The organism is Cupriavidus sp. FW305-F7 (assembly GCF_058782875.1).
Genome location: NZ_JBYSYC010000017.1, coordinates 1 through 17,788, shown reverse-complemented (window position 1 = coordinate 17,788; position 17,788 = coordinate 1). Strand labels below are relative to the sequence as shown.

Annotated in this window: 15 protein-coding genes and 4 pseudogenes; 5 read left to right on the top strand and 14 right to left on the bottom strand. The window is 62.6% G+C overall.

Features of this window, described 5'->3' with window-relative positions; translation table 11 throughout:
- Positions 1-176 precede the first annotated feature (176 nt).
- Both AC3WL8_RS17360 and AC3WL8_RS17355 read right to left on the bottom strand, forming a co-directional pair.
- Positions 177-1,798, bottom strand: a pseudogene (locus AC3WL8_RS17360) (rhodanese-like domain-containing protein).
- Positions 1,799-1,815: 17 nt separating this feature from the next.
- A pseudogene (locus tag AC3WL8_RS17355) lies at positions 1,816-2,326 on the bottom strand (tripartite tricarboxylate transporter substrate-binding protein); the annotation flags it as partial.
- Between the two features lie 264 nt (positions 2,327-2,590).
- Between AC3WL8_RS17355 and AC3WL8_RS17350 the strand changes: the two are divergent.
- The 3 genes and pseudogenes from AC3WL8_RS17350 to AC3WL8_RS17340 all read left to right on the top strand — a co-directional run.
- Positions 2,591-2,713: pseudogene (locus AC3WL8_RS17350) on the top strand (Bug family tripartite tricarboxylate transporter substrate binding protein); the annotation flags it as partial.
- Positions 2,658-3,062 carry a tripartite tricarboxylate transporter substrate-binding protein gene (locus tag AC3WL8_RS17345; protein WP_371827422.1) on the top strand — a complete coding sequence of 135 codons (405 nt, stop codon included), beginning with the start codon at positions 2,658-2,660 and terminating at the stop codon, positions 3,060-3,062. The pseudogene AC3WL8_RS17350 and the gene AC3WL8_RS17345, both read left to right, overlap by 56 nt.
- 76 nt (positions 3,063-3,138) lie before the next feature.
- On the top strand, positions 3,139-3,354 hold the full coding sequence (locus AC3WL8_RS17340) for a tripartite tricarboxylate transporter substrate-binding protein (protein WP_492378490.1): 216 nt from the start codon (positions 3,139-3,141) through the stop codon (positions 3,352-3,354).
- Positions 3,355-3,551: 197 nt separating this feature from the next.
- On the opposite strand, the gene aspA is transcribed toward AC3WL8_RS17340, so the two are convergent.
- A complete protein-coding gene (aspA, locus tag AC3WL8_RS17335; RefSeq protein WP_013956928.1) occupies positions 3,552-4,985 on the bottom strand; it encodes an aspartate ammonia-lyase in 1,434 nt (477 codons plus the stop codon).
- Positions 4,986-5,270: 285 nt separating this feature from the next.
- On the opposite strand from aspA, the pseudogene AC3WL8_RS17330 reads away from it, so the two are divergent.
- Positions 5,271-6,316: pseudogene (locus AC3WL8_RS17330) on the top strand (PDDEXK nuclease domain-containing protein).
- Between the two features lie 422 nt (positions 6,317-6,738).
- On the opposite strand, the gene AC3WL8_RS17325 reads toward AC3WL8_RS17330, so the two are convergent.
- The 9 genes from AC3WL8_RS17325 to AC3WL8_RS17285 all read right to left on the bottom strand — a co-directional run bounded on the left by AC3WL8_RS17325 (position 6,739) and on the right by AC3WL8_RS17285 (position 14,618).
- The gene (locus AC3WL8_RS17325) at positions 6,739-7,755 is read right to left on the bottom strand and encodes a D-cysteine desulfhydrase (RefSeq protein WP_153956058.1); all 1,017 of its coding nucleotides are present in this window, start codon (positions 7,753-7,755) and stop codon (positions 6,739-6,741) included.
- Between the two features lie 107 nt (positions 7,756-7,862).
- Positions 7,863-8,588, bottom strand: a complete 726-nt coding sequence (locus AC3WL8_RS17320) for an amino acid ABC transporter ATP-binding protein (RefSeq protein WP_013956924.1) — start codon at positions 8,586-8,588, stop codon at positions 7,863-7,865.
- Between the two features lie 52 nt (positions 8,589-8,640).
- On the bottom strand, positions 8,641-9,300 hold the full coding sequence (locus AC3WL8_RS17315; protein WP_013956923.1) for an amino acid ABC transporter permease: 660 nt from the start codon (positions 9,298-9,300) through the stop codon (positions 8,641-8,643).
- 81 nt (positions 9,301-9,381) lie between these two features.
- The gene (locus tag AC3WL8_RS17310) at positions 9,382-10,182 is read right to left on the bottom strand and encodes a transporter substrate-binding domain-containing protein (protein WP_013956922.1); all 801 of its coding nucleotides are present in this window, start codon (positions 10,180-10,182) and stop codon (positions 9,382-9,384) included.
- A gap of 47 nt (positions 10,183-10,229) precedes the next feature.
- A complete protein-coding gene (metC, locus tag AC3WL8_RS17305) occupies positions 10,230-11,408 on the bottom strand; it encodes a cystathionine beta-lyase (protein ID WP_013956921.1) in 1,179 nt (392 codons plus the stop codon).
- 5 nt (positions 11,409-11,413) lie between these two features.
- Positions 11,414-12,640, bottom strand: a complete 1,227-nt coding sequence (locus AC3WL8_RS17300) for a pyridoxal phosphate-dependent aminotransferase (RefSeq protein WP_211979780.1) — start codon at positions 12,638-12,640, stop codon at positions 11,414-11,416.
- Positions 12,641-12,709: 69 nt separating this feature from the next.
- On the bottom strand, positions 12,710-12,943 hold the full coding sequence (locus tag AC3WL8_RS17295; protein WP_013956919.1) for a DUF6356 family protein: 234 nt from the start codon (positions 12,941-12,943) through the stop codon (positions 12,710-12,712).
- A gap of 130 nt (positions 12,944-13,073) precedes the next feature.
- On the bottom strand, positions 13,074-14,075 hold the full coding sequence (trxB, locus tag AC3WL8_RS17290) for a thioredoxin-disulfide reductase (protein WP_211979779.1): 1,002 nt from the start codon (positions 14,073-14,075) through the stop codon (positions 13,074-13,076).
- Positions 14,076-14,270: 195 nt separating this feature from the next.
- Positions 14,271-14,618: a DUF3088 domain-containing protein gene (locus AC3WL8_RS17285; RefSeq protein WP_211982265.1), complete on the bottom strand. Its 348-nt coding sequence runs from the start codon at positions 14,616-14,618 to the stop codon at positions 14,271-14,273.
- 244 nt (positions 14,619-14,862) lie between these two features.
- Here AC3WL8_RS17285 and ftrA point away from each other — a divergent pair, with 244 nt between their 5' ends.
- On the top strand, positions 14,863-15,873 hold the full coding sequence (ftrA, locus tag AC3WL8_RS17280; protein ID WP_153956069.1) for a transcriptional regulator FtrA: 1,011 nt from the start codon (positions 14,863-14,865) through the stop codon (positions 15,871-15,873).
- 163 nt (positions 15,874-16,036) lie between these two features.
- Here ftrA and AC3WL8_RS17275 read toward each other — a convergent pair whose 3' ends face one another.
- Both AC3WL8_RS17275 and AC3WL8_RS17270 read right to left on the bottom strand, forming a co-directional pair.
- Positions 16,037-16,933: a hydroxymethylglutaryl-CoA lyase gene (locus tag AC3WL8_RS17275; RefSeq protein WP_153956055.1), complete on the bottom strand. Its 897-nt coding sequence runs from the start codon at positions 16,931-16,933 to the stop codon at positions 16,037-16,039.
- A gap of 22 nt (positions 16,934-16,955) precedes the next feature.
- A partial coding sequence (locus tag AC3WL8_RS17270; RefSeq protein ID WP_492378489.1) for an acyl-CoA carboxylase biotin carboxyl carrier protein subunit occupies positions 16,956-17,788 on the bottom strand: 833 nt, incomplete at its 5' end.

Sequence of the window (17,788 nt, the reverse complement as noted above, 5' to 3'; positions counted from 1 at the left end):
GGATTTCGTCATCTTGCTGCTACGGCAATACCGGCCGTGACAGTAGCGATCAATCTCGGAAGCCAGGTTTCATGCGTGTTCGCGGGAATATGTAGGTCTCGTGGAAAGAGTAGGCGTCCGGCCAGCCCCTCCACAGACCTGCTATCCCGAACGCCGGCTCGACCGGCAGGTTGGGGCTAGTCGCGCCCAGACGCGGCAATGCGGAACACACCCAGCTCATCCGGCGCGCACTGCGCGATCAGCCCGGTTTCCCACGCCAGGTAGGCGCGGGCTGCGTCCCGGTTGCCCTCGTGGCGGTCGTGCACGAAGAACAGGTAATCGATGCGCGCTTTGGCTGGCAGCGGCTCGAGCGCAGCCGCTTGCGGCAGCCCGGCTGATTGCCAGGTGGCATAGCCATTGTCGGTGTGGTACACGTGCCGATAGCCCGCCTCAAGCAGATCCCCGCCCGCAAGTATTGCCATGTCTGGCTCGCTGGCGATCAGAACCACAGGATCGGCATGCGCTACGCCAAGCGCCCGCAGTTGTTGCAGCAGCCGCGGCCGGATCGACCAGACCGCGCCAGATGCATGACCGCGCTCAGATGCCGAGCTCTCGCGCAGGTCGATGATAGCTAGGCACTGGGCTGCGATGTGCAGCGCTTGCAGCAGGTCGGCGTTGAGCACGGGCAGGGCGGTAGTGACCTCCACCTTTGGTCGCGCGCGAACCTGCAGCGAGGCCTCCACGCCATCGGCAAGCACGGCGGTCTCATAGCCAAGCTGGTGCAACCAGCTGGCAACCACCGGCGCGCGCACGCCGTCGTCGTCGAACACAATGACGCGGCTGCCGCGCACCCCGATATAGCGATCCGTTGCCTGCACCAGCTGTCCGCCGGGCGCATGCACCGCGCCATCGATCGTACGCCGGGCAAATTCGTCGGCGGAACGGATATCGAAGAGGTAGGTGGTGCGGTGCGCATCATGCAGCCATTGCTGTGCCTGCGCGGTCGACAGCGAGGGCAGGCCAAAGCGCTCTGCAGCAGCCTGACGGAGCGCTCGCGCGCCGCGGCGAGCACCGGCGCCGAAGGCACGGCGACAGTGAAGCGGTCGCTGCCATGCTCCAGCGCATGGCCTGCCAGATACCAGCCCTGCGTGCCGTTCTCCAGCGCCAGTACCGGATTGGGCAGGCCCAGGTTCAGCAGCGTCTGGGCGCCGATGATGCTGCGCGTGCGCCCGGCGCAATGCACCACCACGGGCGTGTTCGGATTGGGCAGCAGCGCGGGCAGCCGCAGCGCAAGGTCGCCGTTGGGGCAGCTCAGCGCGCCCGGGACGGTCATCTTGCGGTGTTCTTCCTCGGAGCGGCCATCCACCAGCACGAAGCTCTCTCCGGCGGCACGGCGCGCTACAAGGTCGTCGGCGCTCAGGCGGGGCGTGTGCTGGATGTGCTCGACCAGCTCGCCAAACGTCTTGGAGGGTACGTTGACTCCCTTGAACAAGGTATAGCCGGCGGCAGCCCAGGCGGGTGCGCCGCCGTCGAGCACTGTCACGTTCAGGTAGCCAAGATCGGCGAGGCGCCGCGCTGCGTGCGACGCCACGGGATTTTCCACGTCGCCATCGTCGAACAGCACGATGCGTTCCGCACGGCGCGGTGCCAGCTGGCCGACTTCAAGCTCAAGGCGGCTGTAGGGCAGGGGCACGGCGAAGAACGGATGGCCTTCGCCGTACTGGCCGTGCTCGCGAACGTCGAACAGGGCTAGCGGCTGCCCGTCGTTGAGCCAGCCGCGCAGCGTGGCGGCGTCGATGGCATGGGTCATGTCAGTCATTTGGGTTCCAGTGGTTATCAGCGCAGCGCGATGCCCGATGCGGCGATCACCGAGGCGTAACGGGGCAGGTCGCGCGCCAGCGTTGCATCCAGCTCCTGCGCCGACGAGGCGACTACGACATAGCCAGCGTCTTCCAACTGGCCGCGGGTGGCGGGTGCGTGCAGCACCGCCGCGACATCGCGGCTGATGCGCTCGACCACAGCAGCCGGAGTTGCCGCATGCGCGAGCAGTCCTTGCCAACTCTCCACGGCAAAGCCCGTGGCGCCGGCTTCGGCAAGCTTGGGAACCTGCGGCAGTGCTTTGGAGCGATAAGGTGTCGTGACCGCGAGCGCGGATAAGCTTGCCGGCGCGTACATAGTCGGTCACCGCTGCCAGCGTGATCAGCGTGGCGTCGATATGGCCGCCGAGCAGGTCCACGGTAGCCGGCGCACCGCCGGCATACGGGATGTAGTTGACCTTTAAGCCAAGCTGGCGCGACAGCATTTCATGCGCGATGTGGGCGATGCCGCCATTGCCGGGCAGCCCGAGCACTGACCAGAAACCGAACCAATCCGATTGACAACGGAAGTCATATCAGTATCAGTGCGGCGCTGTTGGAAGCGCCAAGGGAGGCGTTCGCCTTGTGGGCGCCGCTGCAATGCTGTTTGCCGCAATGTGGGCGGCCAATCCGGCAAACGCTCAACCGGGGCGGACGCCCACTAAACCGATTCGGCTGGTCGTGCAGTATGCGCCAGGCGGGGGAACGGATGTACTCGCCCGCCTTGTCGTGGCACGCATTGGTATCAACCCATCGTGGTGGAGAACCGGCGGGGTCCCAACGGCGTGATTGGTGCCAATGTCACTCATGCATCGCCGCCGGATGGATACACGTTGCTGTTTGCGGCCGCCGACTCTATTTCAGTCGCACCGTATATTCACAAGAAGGTCGTCCAGTTTCAGCCCAATGGCTTCCGGCCCCGTTGCTCCCGTAGCCAAGATGGGCTTCGTTCTGGGGAGTCGTCCGGATGCCGAGACCAGGACTGTCCAGGACATCGTCGCGAAGGCAAAAACCAGCTCACTTTCCTGTGGTCATTGGGGACCGGGGAGCATGGCGCAAATGGGCATGGAATTGCTCAAGACCAAGGCGCACATCAACAAAATGCTCGAAGTGCCGTTCGGCGGCGCGGCACCCGTCATGACGGCTGTCATGGGTGGCATTCATTCCCACACCTTTGGTGGTCGCCAACAAGGCCAAACTGTGGCTCTATGCACTGGGATCTCCTGAGCGCTTCCCGTCAATCAAGGAGGTTCCTACGCTCACCGAAAGTGGCTATGCAATCGACGCTGACACCTGATTTGGCGTGCTCGCTCCGCCAAATACGCCGCAAGTGGTTGTTGATGTCATCCAGGCGCAGGTGACTCGCGCCACGTCCCAGCCAGAGTTCCGTGCGCGCCTCGCCGACATGGCTTATACGCCAATCACGATTAACCCCAAGAAGTTCGGTGAATTTGTCCAGGCTGAGGATCAACGATGGGGCGCGGCTGTCAAGGCGGCAAGGATACGGATTGAGGAGTAGCGGGTGTGCGCTGAACGCCATCTGGCATACGCGATGCTATGCCGCCGGCTAGCGCCCCGCCGCATAGCAGCCGCGTATGCTGCGCTGAGCCATACGTGCGGGCGATATCCGTGTGCAAAGGCCATGGCTTGGCATGCTCGCGCGCCCTACGGCTTACTGTTCCAGCCGATCCGGTGCCGCTCCTGCGTGGCTTCATGTCATCGGACAAACGACTTCCCATGCAAGTCCAGCGGCACCGGCTGGGTCAGCGTCTCGGGGCGCAGGATGCGGTCAAGTTCCTCTTTCGACAGCAGGCCCTTACGCAAGACGATTTCATAGACGCTGCCGCCTGTTGCGTGCGCTTCCTGCGCAACGGCGGTTGCGTTGGCATAGCCGATGTAGGGGTTGAGCGCCGTCACGATGCCGATCGAGTTCTCGACAGTGGCGCGCAGCCGGTCGGCATTCGCGGTGATGCCTTTGACGCAGCGCTCGGCGAGCGTCAGGCAGCCGTTGCGCAGATGGCTGACGCTCTTGAACAGGCTGTGCGCGATGATCGGCTCGAACGCATTGAGCTGGAGCTGGCCGGCCTCGGCCGCAAAGCTGACGGTGACGTCATTGCCGATGACTTCGAAGGCGATCTGATTCACGACTTCGGGGATCACCGGATTAACCTTGCCGGGCATGATGCTGGAGCCGGCCTGCATCGGCGGCAGGTTGATCTCCCCCAGGCCAGCGCGCGGGCCGCTGGATAGCAGCCGCAAATCGTTACATGTCTTCGATAGCTTCACGGCAACGCGCTTCAACACACCGGAGAGCTGCACGAACGAGCCGCAGTCCTGCGTGGCCTCGATCAGATTGGGTGCGGTTTCCAGCGGAATGCCTGTGATCTCGCGCAGGCGCCGCAGCACCACGGGCGCATACGACGGATGCGCGGTGATGCCGGTGCCGATTGCGGTGGCCCCAAGGTTGATCTCGCAGATCAGCATCGCGGCTTCGCGCAGGCGCGCCTCGTCTTCTCCGAGCATCACGGCGTAGGTGCTGAATTCCTGGCCGAGCGTCATCGGCACGGCATCCTGCAGCTGAGTGCGGCCCATCTTGATGATGTGAGCGAACTCGTCGGCCTTCGCCTCGAAGGCCCGTCGCAGCACCGCCATGGCGTCGACAAGACCGGCGATACCGAACCACGTAGCGACCTTCAGCGCGCTCGGGTAGACATCGTTGGTGCTCTGGCCGATGTTGACGTGCTCGTTCGGGTGCAGGTGCTGGTACTCGCCCTTCTGATGGCCGAGCAGTTCGAGCGCGCGGTTGGCGATCACCTCATTGGCGTTCATGTTGGTCGAGGTGCCGGCGCCGCCCTGAATGACATCGACGACAAACTGGTCGTGCAGCTTCCCGGCAATCAACTCCTGGCAGGCGCCGACGATCGCGTCGCAGCGCGCCTTGTCGAGCAGGCCCAGCTCATGGTTGGCCTGCGCCGCGGCCTGCTTGATCGCAGCCAGCGCCTTGATCAGCTCTGGGTAGATGGAGATCGGGGTGCCTGTGATAGGGAAATTCTCGACGGCGCGCAACGTATGTACGCCGTAGTAGGCCTGGACAGGGACTTCACGGTCACCCAGGAGGTCATGTTCGGTTCTGAAGAGTCCGGCAGTCATGGTTACGCTCCTCGCGTAAGTTGGTTTTAGCACTGCTGCCGGAGTCTAGGGAATCGGCCGCACCTGCAACACGTTCGATGCCAAGATTTCATGGGGTGTCGCGGCGCAGTGCATGATTATGCAGAAATGGCATGACCGGGGTTCGATTCTGCCGGTAGCCTGCGAAGCTGCCAGGGCAATCTGATAGCAAGTTTCGTAAGCGGCGTATTCTTCGTGATGATTTCGTAGCGGCCCTGAACGGGTGCTCTATACTGCCCCCATTGCGTCTTCTCCGCCTCTGCTGCCATGGCTTCGTTACCGCTGCCTCCCGACTACGCCGATTGGCTCACTTCGCTAAAATCTCGCATCGGGCGCGCCCAGCAACGCGCGGCGGTGGCGGTCAACCAAGCCTTGGTCGCGCTGTACTGGGATATTGGCAAGGAAATTCTTGAGCGGCAGGCGAGACAGGGCTGGGGTGCCAAAGTATAGAGCGTTTGGCGCAGGATTTGCGGCAAGCATTTCCCCAAATGAGCGGACTGTCGCGCTCCAACCTGATGGCAATGCGCGCCTTCGCCGAGGCGTGGCCGGATGCAGCAATTGTCCAACAGCTTGTTGGACAATTGCCTTGGGGGCACAACCAGGTGCTGCTGCAAAAGCTCAAATCGGAGGAGCAGCGGCAGTGGTACGCGCGGCAGGCACTCGCGCACGGCTGGTCCCGCGCGGTACTACTGGCGCAGATTGACACCCGCCTGATCGACCGGGCGGCGCAGGCGCCAAACAACTTTGCCGCCCAACTGCCTTCGCCGCAGTCTGATTTGGCGCGGGCCACACTCAAGGATCCTTACGTCTTCGATTTTTTGAGCTTGCGTGCCGACGCGACGGAGCGGGACTTGGAGGCAGCGCCGGTGGAACACATAACTCGTTTCCTACTCGAGCTCGGGGCCGGCTTCGCCTATGTCGGCCGACAGGTTCACCTCGAAGTGGGTGGCGATGACTTCTACCTTGATTTGCTGTTCTATCACCTCAAGCTCCGCTGCTATATCGTCATTGAACTGAAGACAGGTGCCTTTAAGCCCGAGTATGCAGGTCAGATCAGTTTCTACCTGTCGGCGGTTGATGCCCTGATGAAAACCGAGGCCGACCATCCCACCATCGGGCTGCTGTTGTGCCAGGAGCATAACCGGCTGGTGGTCGAGTACGCGCTGCGCGGCATGGGGAATCCGATAGGCGTAGCCCAGTACCAGTTCGTTGCGGAACTCCCCATTGAACTTCAAGAGAGCCTGCCGAGCGTCGAAACGCTGACGCAAGAACTAGGGCTGGACGTTCGGCTGGAGGAGGGCGACTCAGTATGAGAACGGCCCAGCCTTGCGGTTGGGGAAAACGGTCACCGCAATCGAGACGCTGGTAAGACCAGCGTGAGTGAACCTATTGGTCGGCGGAGCGCGGACAGGGCGCTGGACTTCCTGTATCGTTTGAGCTGATTGACAATGGTGTCGCCAGAGTCGTCGCCCCGCAAATCGTTCCATCTCCCGTGCCAGCAAATGCTCTGCGCGCTTGACGGTAAAAGCGACGGTAAGGCCCCAAGTTGATCACAGCCAATCCCTTTACCTACGCGGGTTTAAGGGGCCTATTGATGATGGAGTGGGAGTGACGTTGTAGTTCGCTTTTCATCAAGCATATAGGGCGCCCTCGAGGCGCCTTGTCTCTTGGCTCCGCGCTTCGCGTTGCCGCGGCGGGGCTGGGCGGTGGTGTCGACTCCCCCTCCGTCCCCGCTTCAGTCCCTCGGGCCTGTGTTGATTGCATTGCGATACGCAAACAACGCCGGCGCACCACCGGTATGCAGGAACAACACCGGGCCAGCCGAAGCAAAACGCCCGCGCGCGACGCCATCGAGCAAGCCAGCCATCGCCTTCCCCGTATAGACGGGATCGAGCAACACACCTTCGGTACCTGCCAGGATGCGGATGGCCTCCAGCCCCGCCTGGTTGGGCTCACCATAGCGAGGTGCGAAGTACTCGTCCCACAGCTCGACCTTCAGCCCTGCCGGCACCTCGACATCGAGCAGTGCGGCAGTCCCTTCAATCAGCCCAGCCACCTTCGGAACTTGCGCGGCGACGCTGCGCGACACGGTAACACCGACGACCGGTGTATCCGGCATCGCGTGTGCGAGCGCCAACGCAAGCCCGCCATGGGTTCCGGCACTGCCGGACGCCAGCACGACCGCCGAGAACGCAAGACCCATCGCCTCGGCTTGCTGCGCCAGCTCCAGCCCGGCACGTACATACCCCAATGCCCCCAGCGGATTGGACCCGCCGATCGGGATGACATACGGCTTGTGCCCCTCGCCACGCAGCCGTTCCGCAAGGGCCTGCAACTGTGCGTCGGCGTTGTCGAGACTGGTAACCGGCTCGGCCTGTGCGTCGAACAAATCGAGCAGCAGGCGGTTGCCGCTGTGCAGGTAGTCGCCGTCTGCCGTGCCGGTCGGGTTTTCCAGCAACGCGCTGCAGCGTAGCCCAAGACGGGCCGCCAGCGCGGCCGTCTGCCGGACATGATTCGACTGTATGGCTCCGGCCGTTACCAGCGTATCGGCGCCCTGGCGCAAGGCGTCAGCCGCCAGGAACTCAAGCTTGCGCAGTTTGTTTCCGCCAAACGCAAGTGGTGTGGTGTCATCCCGCTTGACGTAGATATCGCGCCCGACCATCCCGGACAGGCGGTCAAGCTTTTGCAGGGGCGTGGCCGCGCCGACCAGATCGAGGCGGGAGAAAGCGGCAAGGCGATCCGAGATCTTCATGATTTCAACTTTGGGGGAGGTGGACCAGGACGGGGCGGCGGCGGTCGTTGTCAGCGGGGACCTTGATCGCCCCCGACCGCCCCCGCCTTCATGCAAGCGGGTGTGAGTCAATGCAGGATCTTTGCGAGGAATTCCTTAGCGCGGGCCGATTTCGGGTCGCCGAAGAAGGCGTCCTTGCCGGCATCCTCGACGATGGCGCCGCCATCCATGAAAATTACGCGGCTGGCGACCTTCTTCGCGAACCCCATTTCATGGGTGACGCAGATCATCGTCATGCCCTCGCGCGCCAGTTCGACCATGACGTCCAGCACCTCATTGATCATTTCGGGATCGAGCGCCGATGTCGGTTCGTCGAACAGCATGGCGATCGGATCCATCGACAGCGCGCGTGCAATGGCAACGCGCTGTTGCTGCCCGCCCGAAAGCTGCCCGGGGTATTTCCGCGCATGCGCTTTCAGGCCGACGCGCTCGAGCAGGCGCATGCCGTTCTCCTGTGCTTCCTCATTGCGGCGTTTCAACACTTTGACCTGGGCCAGAGACAGGTTGTCGAGAATGGACAGATGCGGGAACAGCTCGAAATGCTGAAACACCATGCCAACCCGCGCACGCAACTGGGCGAGCTTGATCTTCGGATCGCCGACCATCACCCCGTCCACACTGATCCGGCCCTGCTGAAACGGCTCGAGGCCGTTGACGGTTTTGATCAGCGTGGATTTTCCTGATCCGGAAGGGCCGCAGATGACCACGACCTCGCCTTTTTCTACCTGGGTGCTGCACGCATCAAGCACCTTGAACTGACCGTACCACTTCGATACGCCTTCGAGCGCGATCATCGTTTTGTCTCCTACTTGCAGATTGCTTTCTTCGGGTTTCCGACCCGTTGGATCAACGCGTCACAGGCAGTGTCAGACGCGCCTCGAGGCGACGCTGTGCCCATGACAATCCGGTGCTGAACAGCCAGTAGATCGCTGCTACCGACAGATACAAGGGAAGCGGCTGGAACGTTGATGCGATGATTTCCTGGGACGACCTGAGCAACTCGGTCACGGTGATGACTGACACCAGCGACGTATCCTTGATCAGGCTGATGAGCGTGTTGCCGAGGCTTGGCACGGCGAGCCGCAAGGCCTGCGGGCAGACGATGTAACGCAGCGTCTGCAGATGGCTCAGCCCGAGGCTATGCGCGGCGCTCCATTGCCCTCTGCCGATACCGAGAATCGCGCCGCGCATGCTTTCCGACAGGTACGCGCCGGCATTGGCCGTGAGGGTAAGAATGCCGGCGCTGGTGGGGTCCAGGGAAATGCCGAGGTCTGGCAGGCCATAGTAGACGACGAACATCTGCACCAGCAGCGGCGTGCCGCGCATGACACTGACATAGGTGCGGGCAATGCCGCCGAGGATCGGACTTGTGCTGATACCCATGATGGCGACCACGATCCCGACCAGCAGGCCGAACACCATCGACGCCAGGGCAAATTTCACGGTGATCACCGCTCCGTGCAGGAGTACCGGCGATGCATGAATAACTAGATCAAGAGATTCCATGATTCGATCCGTAGAAGTGGCCGCGTGGCCGGCCAGGCCGATGCCTGCAGCGATGGCAGGAGCCGGCCGGCGTGGCAGCGATTACTGGGCGACGGGTCTGCTGGCGTCGGTACCCAACCACTGGATGGACAGCTTGCGCAACGTGCCCTCCTGCTGCAACGCGTTCAGTGCGTCGTCAATGGCCTTGGCAAACTTGGGATTGCCCTTGCGGAACGGGATGCCCATCTCAAGCTTCGTGCCTGCAAGCAGCGCGCCCGTGCGTAGCGGCATCTTGGAGTTCTTGATCAGGTATGGCAGCATCAGGCGGTCATTGAGGGCGGCATCGATGCGCCCGGCAGCCAGGTCACGCAGGTTTTCCGACGTACCCGGATAGGTCTGCACCAGGATACCCGGCACGGATTTCGCCAGTTCGGCATAGTTGCTGCCCAGCGTGACGCCGACGGATTTTCCCTTCAGCTCCTCAAGCGAATTGAACTCGCGCTTGTCATTGTTGCGCTGAAGTACCTGGACCGCGGAATAGACGTATGGCTGGGTAAAATCCAGAGCCTGGCGGCGCGCCGGCGTGATGCCCACCTGGTTGACGATGACGTCGAACTTGCCGGCTTGCAGGCCGGCAATGATGCCACTCCACTCGGTGGTGACGAACTGGACCTTGAGCCCCATCTTGTCGGCCACGGCTTTGGCTACGGCCACGTCAAAGCCGTCGAGCTGACCGTCGCCATTGCGATAGCCAAAGGGTGGGTAAGTGCCCTCCATGCCGACTTTCAGGACACCGCTGACTTTGACCGAATCCAGCAGATCTTCAGCGTGCACGGCGGGCGCCGTGAGATTCAGGAGGGTCGCGATGCACGCGCTTTGCAACAGCAACTTCAGGGATTTCATGTCTTGTCTCCAATGTAGGAATAGGTATTTTTTTTTGAAGGGCAACGCTACTGCACGGCAAGTCTGCGGAACGCGGCTTCCAGATCGGCGATCAGATCCTCCTTGGCCTCAAGGCCCACGTGCAATCGAAATGCCTGGCCGGCATACGGCCAGGCGGCTGCGGGGCGCTCCTCCCTGGGATCGAAGGGCATCACCAGACTCTCGAATCCGCCCCAGGAAAAGCCCAGGCGGAACAGCTTCAGGTCGTCGATGAAGGCACGGAACGCCTCACGCCCATATCCGGGCTTGAGTACGACGCTGAACAATCCTGAAGCCCCCGTGAAATCCCGACGCCAAAGGGCGTGGCCCGGCGCACCAGTGAGCCCGGGGTGCAACACCTGGGCCACCTCCGGGCGGCCCGCGAGCCAATCGGCAATTGCCAGTCCGCTACGCTGATGCCGCTCAAGGCGCACGGCCATCGTGCGCAAGCCCCGCTGCGCGAGATAGACGTCGTCCGGGCCCGCGTGCTGGCCAGTGGCGAAGACATAGTCGCGCACGGTGCTCCATGACTCACGGTTGGTCGTGATCACACCCATCAAGGCGTCCGAATGCCCAACGATGTATTTCGTCCCCGCATGCACGGAGACGTCCACGCCGTGTTCAAATGGCTTGAAGAACAAGGGCGTGGCCCACGTGTTGTCGATGACGACGACCGCGCCATGCCGGTGTGCGACCTTCGCAATGGCAGGAATGTCCTGCATTTCGAACGTCTGCGAACCCGGTGACTCTGCGAACACGAGCGTCGTGGTCGGACGGAACAAGGCCGCGATGTCGGACCCAAGCGTGGGGTCGTAGAACGTCGCTGACACGTTGCAGCGGGCCAGTACCGTTTCGACGTAGTGGCGCGTCGGACCATAGACGCTGTCGCTCACCAGGATGTGATCGCCGGCTTTGACGAATGCCATGATGGCGCTCGTACACGCCGCCAGGCCGGACGACACCAACAGCGAACGGTGCCCGCCTTCGAGCCGCGCCAGGGCGTTCTGCAAGGCGAAAGTGGTCGGCGTGCCTTTGCGGCCGTACCACATGACATCCGTGTCGGCGCCCGACATGGCACGCCCGCGCGCTTCCATGTCGTCGAGATTGCGAAACGTCACGGTCGACGCATGGAAAACCGGCGGATTGACGACGCCGCCGAAATCGTCCGGATCGATCACGCCGTGCGAGAGGTAGGTATCGGGGGACATCCGGATTACCCTCGCATGGCGCTGTTGACCATGTCACCCAGTCGCTCCAGTCCCATGCGGAGATTGGGCTCGGGCGGGCCGAACGAGAAGCGCACCCAGCTTGCGTCGATGTACTCGGTCGCGCGCCGGTTGCCCGGATTGACGTCGAAGAACCTGCCGGGCACGGTCATGACCTTGCGCTTGAGACCCTCCGTAAAGAAGGTGTCCGCGGTGTTCAGCGGCGCGGGCAGCCGATGTACGCGGCCCCAGAGATAGAACGTGCCGTTGCCAGGGCATGGGATCTCGACACCCATGTTGGTCAGCGCGTCCAGCATGATGCGGCGCTTCCTGGCGAACATCTTCCGCAATGCGGACGTTTCCTGATCCGCGCGGTCGTGTTGCAGCGCTTGCACGGCAAGCCGTTGCACGATCGTCGGCGGGCCGCCGTCGATGGCGCTTGCGGCACGGCTGATCATGTCGATCACCTCGGTCGGCCCCACCACCCAGCCGACGCGCAGTCCGGGGTAACGATGATTCTTCGTCAAGCCGTCGACGATGACGACCGGGTCCGTTTCCACGTCCTCGACGAACTCGGCGGCAGATACCGGCTTGTCAGCGGGGGCATGGCCATCTTCGAACACGAAGTGAGAATAGAACTCGTCGAGCAGCATCCAGCAGCCCGTGTTGCGCGCCGCCGCCACATACTGTGCCAGTGCTTCACCACGTACCACGGCCCCGGTGGGGTTGTTGGGATTGCTCCACAGCAGCGCGTCCAGCTCTTCCCTTGCGATCAGTTCCTCGAGCGCCTGCGCCGGGATGGCAAAGCCGTCTTCGGGCCCCACGGGCAGCGTGACCGGCGTGAAGCGATGGCGGTGGTAAGCGATCAGATCTTCGTAGGCGGTGTAGTCGGGCACGACGTGGCCCAGACGAATTTCGCCCAGGGTGGCGAGCAGGCGCGACAGCGCAAGCCGCCCGCCGGACGCAATCGCGACATTGTCCTTCGTGTACTGCGATGCCTTGCCGCGACGATAGCGACGGTTGTAATCGTCCGCGACCGCCTGACGCAGCGCATCGATGCCGCCGACCGGCCCGTAGGCGCAATCGGCCACGTCGAACTGCAGTGAGGCCAGCCGTTCCGGCGCGCCTGCCATGGGCCCGATTTCAGGCTGCCCCTGGCCGAGGTTGCACCAGTCGGGATGACCGTTGCGGAAGCCGAGCTTGACGGCTTCGTGAACGACGTGAATCACGCCCATATAGGGGACCTGGCGTAGCAGGGAAGACGCTAGTGAGCTTGTCATGTTGTTGTCGAAGGGGGGGCTTGTTTATCGGTGACGCGACGCCACGCGGTTGCGATGGGTGACCATGCGCTCATGCAGCCGAGAGATCGTGTTGCTGCCTGTGGCGACGAAGAGAAAAGGCAGCATGCCGTGCACGAGCGCCGCCATCGATGCGAACAGCATCGACGCGCCAAATGAAAACGACGACGACATATGCTGCAGATAGCTCTCGCCAACCGATGCCGGGTGCTCTTGGAAGAGCCGGAATATTGTTCTCATGGTGGGGGCGTAATCCGGTATTGCGCATCGTCCGATCCTGGATTGGAAAGCCGGCTTCGCGCTGTTTGTGAGAGAAATCATAGTGTTCGATCTCTGCAAAAGGCTTCCAAAGGTACCCACCATCTCGCTTCTAATTAGAAAAATTTTCTACTGGGATAGTGCAATGTAGAAATTCAGGCTCCGGCGTACTTTCCAGGTATCGCTGCGCATCGAGCGCGGCCATGCAGCCCGTGCCGGCGCTGGTGATCGCCTGCCGATAGATGTGGTCCTGCACGTCGCCTGCCGCGAACACGCCCGGCACACTCGTACCCGTGGCGTTGCCCGAAAGGCCGCCGTTGGTGACGATGTAGCCATTCGTCATCTCGAGCTGGCCTCTGAAGAGATCGGTGTTCGGCTTGTGGCCGATGGCGATGAAAACGCCTTGCAGTGCGAGTTCGGTGGTCTCGCCGGTTTGCGCATGCCTGATGCGCAGGCCGGTCACGCCGGCCTCGTCGCCATTCACTTCGTCGAGCACGTGGTTCCATTTGATCTCGACAACACCTTGCTTCGCCTTCTCGAGCAGACGGTCGACCAGGATCGGCTCGGCGCGGAACTTGTCGCGGCGGTGGATCACCGTGACCTTTTTCGCGATGCCAGCCAGATACAGCGCTTCCTCGACCGCCGTATTGCCGCCGCCAACCACGGCTACATGCTGCTGCTGGTAGAAGAAGCCGTCGCAGGTCGCGCAAGCGGACACGCCGCGGCCCATGAAGGATTCCTCGGACGGCAGACCGAGATACTGTGCGGACGCGCCTGTCGCGATGATCAGCGCGTCGCAGGTGTACTCGCCGGATTCTCCGATCAGGCGAATCGGCTTCCCGTCGAGCTTTGCCGTGTGGATGTGGTCGAACAGGATCTCGGTGTTGAAGCGCTCCGCGTGGTCGAGAAAGCGCTGCATCAGCTCTGGGCCCTGCACCCCCGTTGCATCCGCCGGCCAGTTTTCGACATCGGTCGTGGTCATCAACTGGCCGCCTTGCGCCAGGCCCGTGACGAGCACCGGCGACAAGTTGGCGCGCGCTGCATAGACGGCGGCGGTATAGCCGGCAGGGCCGGAACCGAGAATCAGGACCTTGGCGTGCTTGGGCGAAGACATTGGAGAATCCATAGCTTATTCAAGAGACTTCAGGCGATTGCCGGAAGCGATTACTGAGCAGGTTCGAAGTCGAGGCCCGCCACGCATGGGCACCGCCAAAGTTGCGGCAGGCGATGCCGCCAATCGCAATGGTTGCGATCGGCGCGCGGGGCTGCATGGAAGGCCTCTTCACGCATGAGCCGGGTTGGCCTGTGGTCAGGAGGCGGGATGCGCCACACCGTACTGCGACGACAGGTATCGACGGATATGGTCGGGCGAATCGATAAAACGCGTCTGGCCGCTCACGTGAATCTCCACACCGTCATCGACCGGCGCGCGCCCGTCGCCGAGCACCAGGACGGGGGCGGACTGGTTCGCCTCGCCGATCAGTTCGACAATTGCCATGCGAGGGCGGGGCGCATCGATGTATTCGACATCCACTTCATTGCGCAACTGCGGGAAGAAGCCGAGCAGGCCTTCAACGGCAACGGAATCTCCACAATAGAACGGACCTTCCGAGCCTGAAAAAAAGCCGGGGCGAAGCATGAATAGTTTGTCTTTCACTTTCACTCTCTCTGCGGGTTGAAATTGCTGGCGGACGCGCGTCGCTTGCCGTATCGCGAACCACCGACCACAGGATAAGCAGTGCAAATAGACCCCACCAGTGGCACGAACGACAATTTGCGTAAGGATCGTGCCAACTTGATGCGAGTGGCGGCGAGCAGGATCGCAGCACACGCAACAGACATGGGGGAGGGTCTTGCTAGACGCAGAGCAGATGGGGCAAAATCAATCGCTGGTGGCATCAATGCCCATTTCCGTCCATATCGTGCCAAAGACCAAATCACAGTCGTCTGTCAATGCAGGACTGGTTGCCGTCGTCGTGTATGACGGCCTGAGCCTCTTTGAGTATGGCTGCGCCGTTGAAGTGTTCGGTCTGCCAAGACCTGAAATGGGCGACAGCTGGTACCGCTTCACGACCTGTTCCGCCGAATCGGGGAGGTTGCGCGGCTCGGGTGGCATCCAGGTACACGCTGACGGTGGCCTCGAACTCCTGGCCAAAGCGAAGACCATCATCATTCCGGGGTGGCGCGGTATCGAAGCGGACGTCCCGCCGGAACTTTGCCGCGCGTTGAGGAAGGCGAACAAACGCGGGGCGCGCGTCATGTCAATCTGCACGGGCGCCTTTGTCCTGGCGGCAGCGGGGCTGCTCGACGGAAAGCGTGCGACTACGCACTGGCGCCATGCCGCAGCACTCGCGGCGCGATATCCGGACGTCCACGTGGAAGCGGACGTGCTCTACGTCGATGCCGGCGATGTCCTCACGTCTGCCGGCAGTGCGGCGGGAATCGACTTGTGCCTCCACCTGATTCGCCGGGACCTTGGCCCGCGCGCAGCCAATCAGGTCGCGCGCCGACTGGTCATGCCACCCCACCGCGAAGGCGGGCAGGCCCAATATATCGACGAGCCGGTCTCAAAGCGTAGCGGCTCTTCGCTGGCACCCTTGGTGGACGCGGTGCGCGCCACATTGGACGAGGGCTGGTCGATTGTCAGAATGGCAAGGCAAACGGCGATGAGTGCCCGAACCTTTCAGCGGCACTTTGTCAGTACGATGGGGATGCCGCCAGGGGAATGGCTGCTTACCGAGCGCCTGGGCCGGGCCAGGACGTTGCTTGAAGAGACCGATTTGTCCGTGGATGAAATCGCGGTGCAAGTCGGCTTTGGTGCTGCAGCCACATTGCGCAATCATTTCCGGACTCGGCTTGGAACCAGCCCGGGTTACTACAGGCGACGGTTCAGCGCATCCGAGGCACACTGATTACCCACGCGGCTTCGGACGACCTGTTGATGATGGAGTGGGAGTGAAATCGGGTCCTTCGGGGACTATCGGCCACGATAGAATAGCTGGTGTGACGTGCGGCTGACGACATGGGTGCGGCCTCGCTTGCCCGAACCCACGTATTTGTTGCCTGAAACGAGTACTAGCTCGCCTGGTTCGCTGACAGCGTGCTTCTTGCGCCACGGTTGCCGACGGCCCTGGAAATGAACTCCCCGATCTGCGCTACCTTGCCGGCATCGATCCCGGTTTCGACGCCCAGGTTCTGCATCATCCGGAGAAGCGCTTCGGTAGCGACATTTCCGGTGGCGCCCTTGGCATAAGGGCAACCGCCAAGCCCGGCCACGGACGAATGGAAGATGCGAATGCCCACCTCAAGGCTGGCCCGGACATTGGAGAGGGCGTGGCCATAGGTGTCGTGGAAGTGTCCCGACAGCCGCTCTAATGGAAACTCCGTCGAAGCCGCTCGCATGACTTCCTGAACCTTGTCAGGTGTACCCACGCCGATCGTATCGGCAATATCGATCTCGTCGCAGCCCAGCTCGCGCATGCGCCGCACCAGATCAACAACCGCTCCGACCGGCACGTCCCGTTGATAGGGACAGCCCAGCGAGCAAGACACGCTGGCACGCAGGCGTATACCTCTCTCCTTCGCTGCAGCCGCGACAGGCTCAAAGCGGGCCATCGACTCGGCGATCGAGCAATTGATGTTCTTCTGCGAGAACGCTTCACTGGCAGCGCCGAAGATGACGACCTCATCGGCGCCGGCAGCCAGTGCCGCGTCCAGGCCCTTGATGTTGGGGGTGAGTGCGGAGTAAAGCGTGCCAGGGCGCCGTCTGATACGCGCCATCACTTCCGCGCCGTCGGCCATCTGGGGCACCCACTTCGGCGACACAAATGATGCTGCCTCGATATTGGTGAAGCCTGCGTCGGTCAGCTGGTCGATCAATGCGACCTTGATCTCGGTCGGCACTAACGCCTTCTCGTTCTGCAGGCCATCGCGTGGACCGACTTCCACGATCTTGACTTTGTCTGGTTGCATTGCCGGAAATCTCCCCACGATATCAGGCTTCAAACGCGAGGAGCTGCGACCCTTCAGCCACTTGCTCGCCAACCCCATAGAGCACTTCACTGACCACACCATCAGCCGGCGCGCTGATGGTGTGCTCCATCTTCATTGCCTCCATCACCAGCAGCGGGGCCCCGCGCGTCACGATGCTGCCCGCCTCGACCATCACGGCAATGACCTTGCCGGGCATCGGCGCGGTCAGCTTGCCGTCTTCGCTTTCAGCCTCGCCAGCGTGCGCCAGGGGGTCGAGCCAGGTCAGGCTTACGTGACGACCGGCATGGAAGGCATGAAACACCTCGCCGTCGGCATGCACTTGGCCGTGCGCGTGGCGCGTACCGAGGTCGACGCGGATCTCATCTCCCTGGCAGTTGCAGGCGAAGGACACAACCTGGTTTGCGTAGATCAGCGTGCTGCCGCGTGCATCGGTGTTCAGCGTCACCTCCAGCACCTGCTCGCCATAGCCGAAGCGCAGCGTGCGCGACACGCCGCCGTTCAGCCGCCACGCGCCGCCATGGGTCCACGGCGAATGCTGGTCGGCGGCGTCGATGCGGCGCTCGCGCGTCTCGCGGTCGAGCAGCGCGGCCACCGCCAGCGCAATGACTTCCAGGCCGACCGGGGCGGCAGGCGGGAACAGCGTGGCTTCGTTGCGCTCGATCAGCCCGGTATCGAGATCGGCGGTGCGGAACGCCTGCGACGACACCAGCCGCTGCAGGAAGGCCACGTTGGTCGACAGCCCCACCACGTGATACGACGCCAGCGCCTGGCGCATGCGCGCCAGCGCCTCGTCGCGGTCCTTGCCCCAGACGATCAGCTTGGCGATCATCGGGT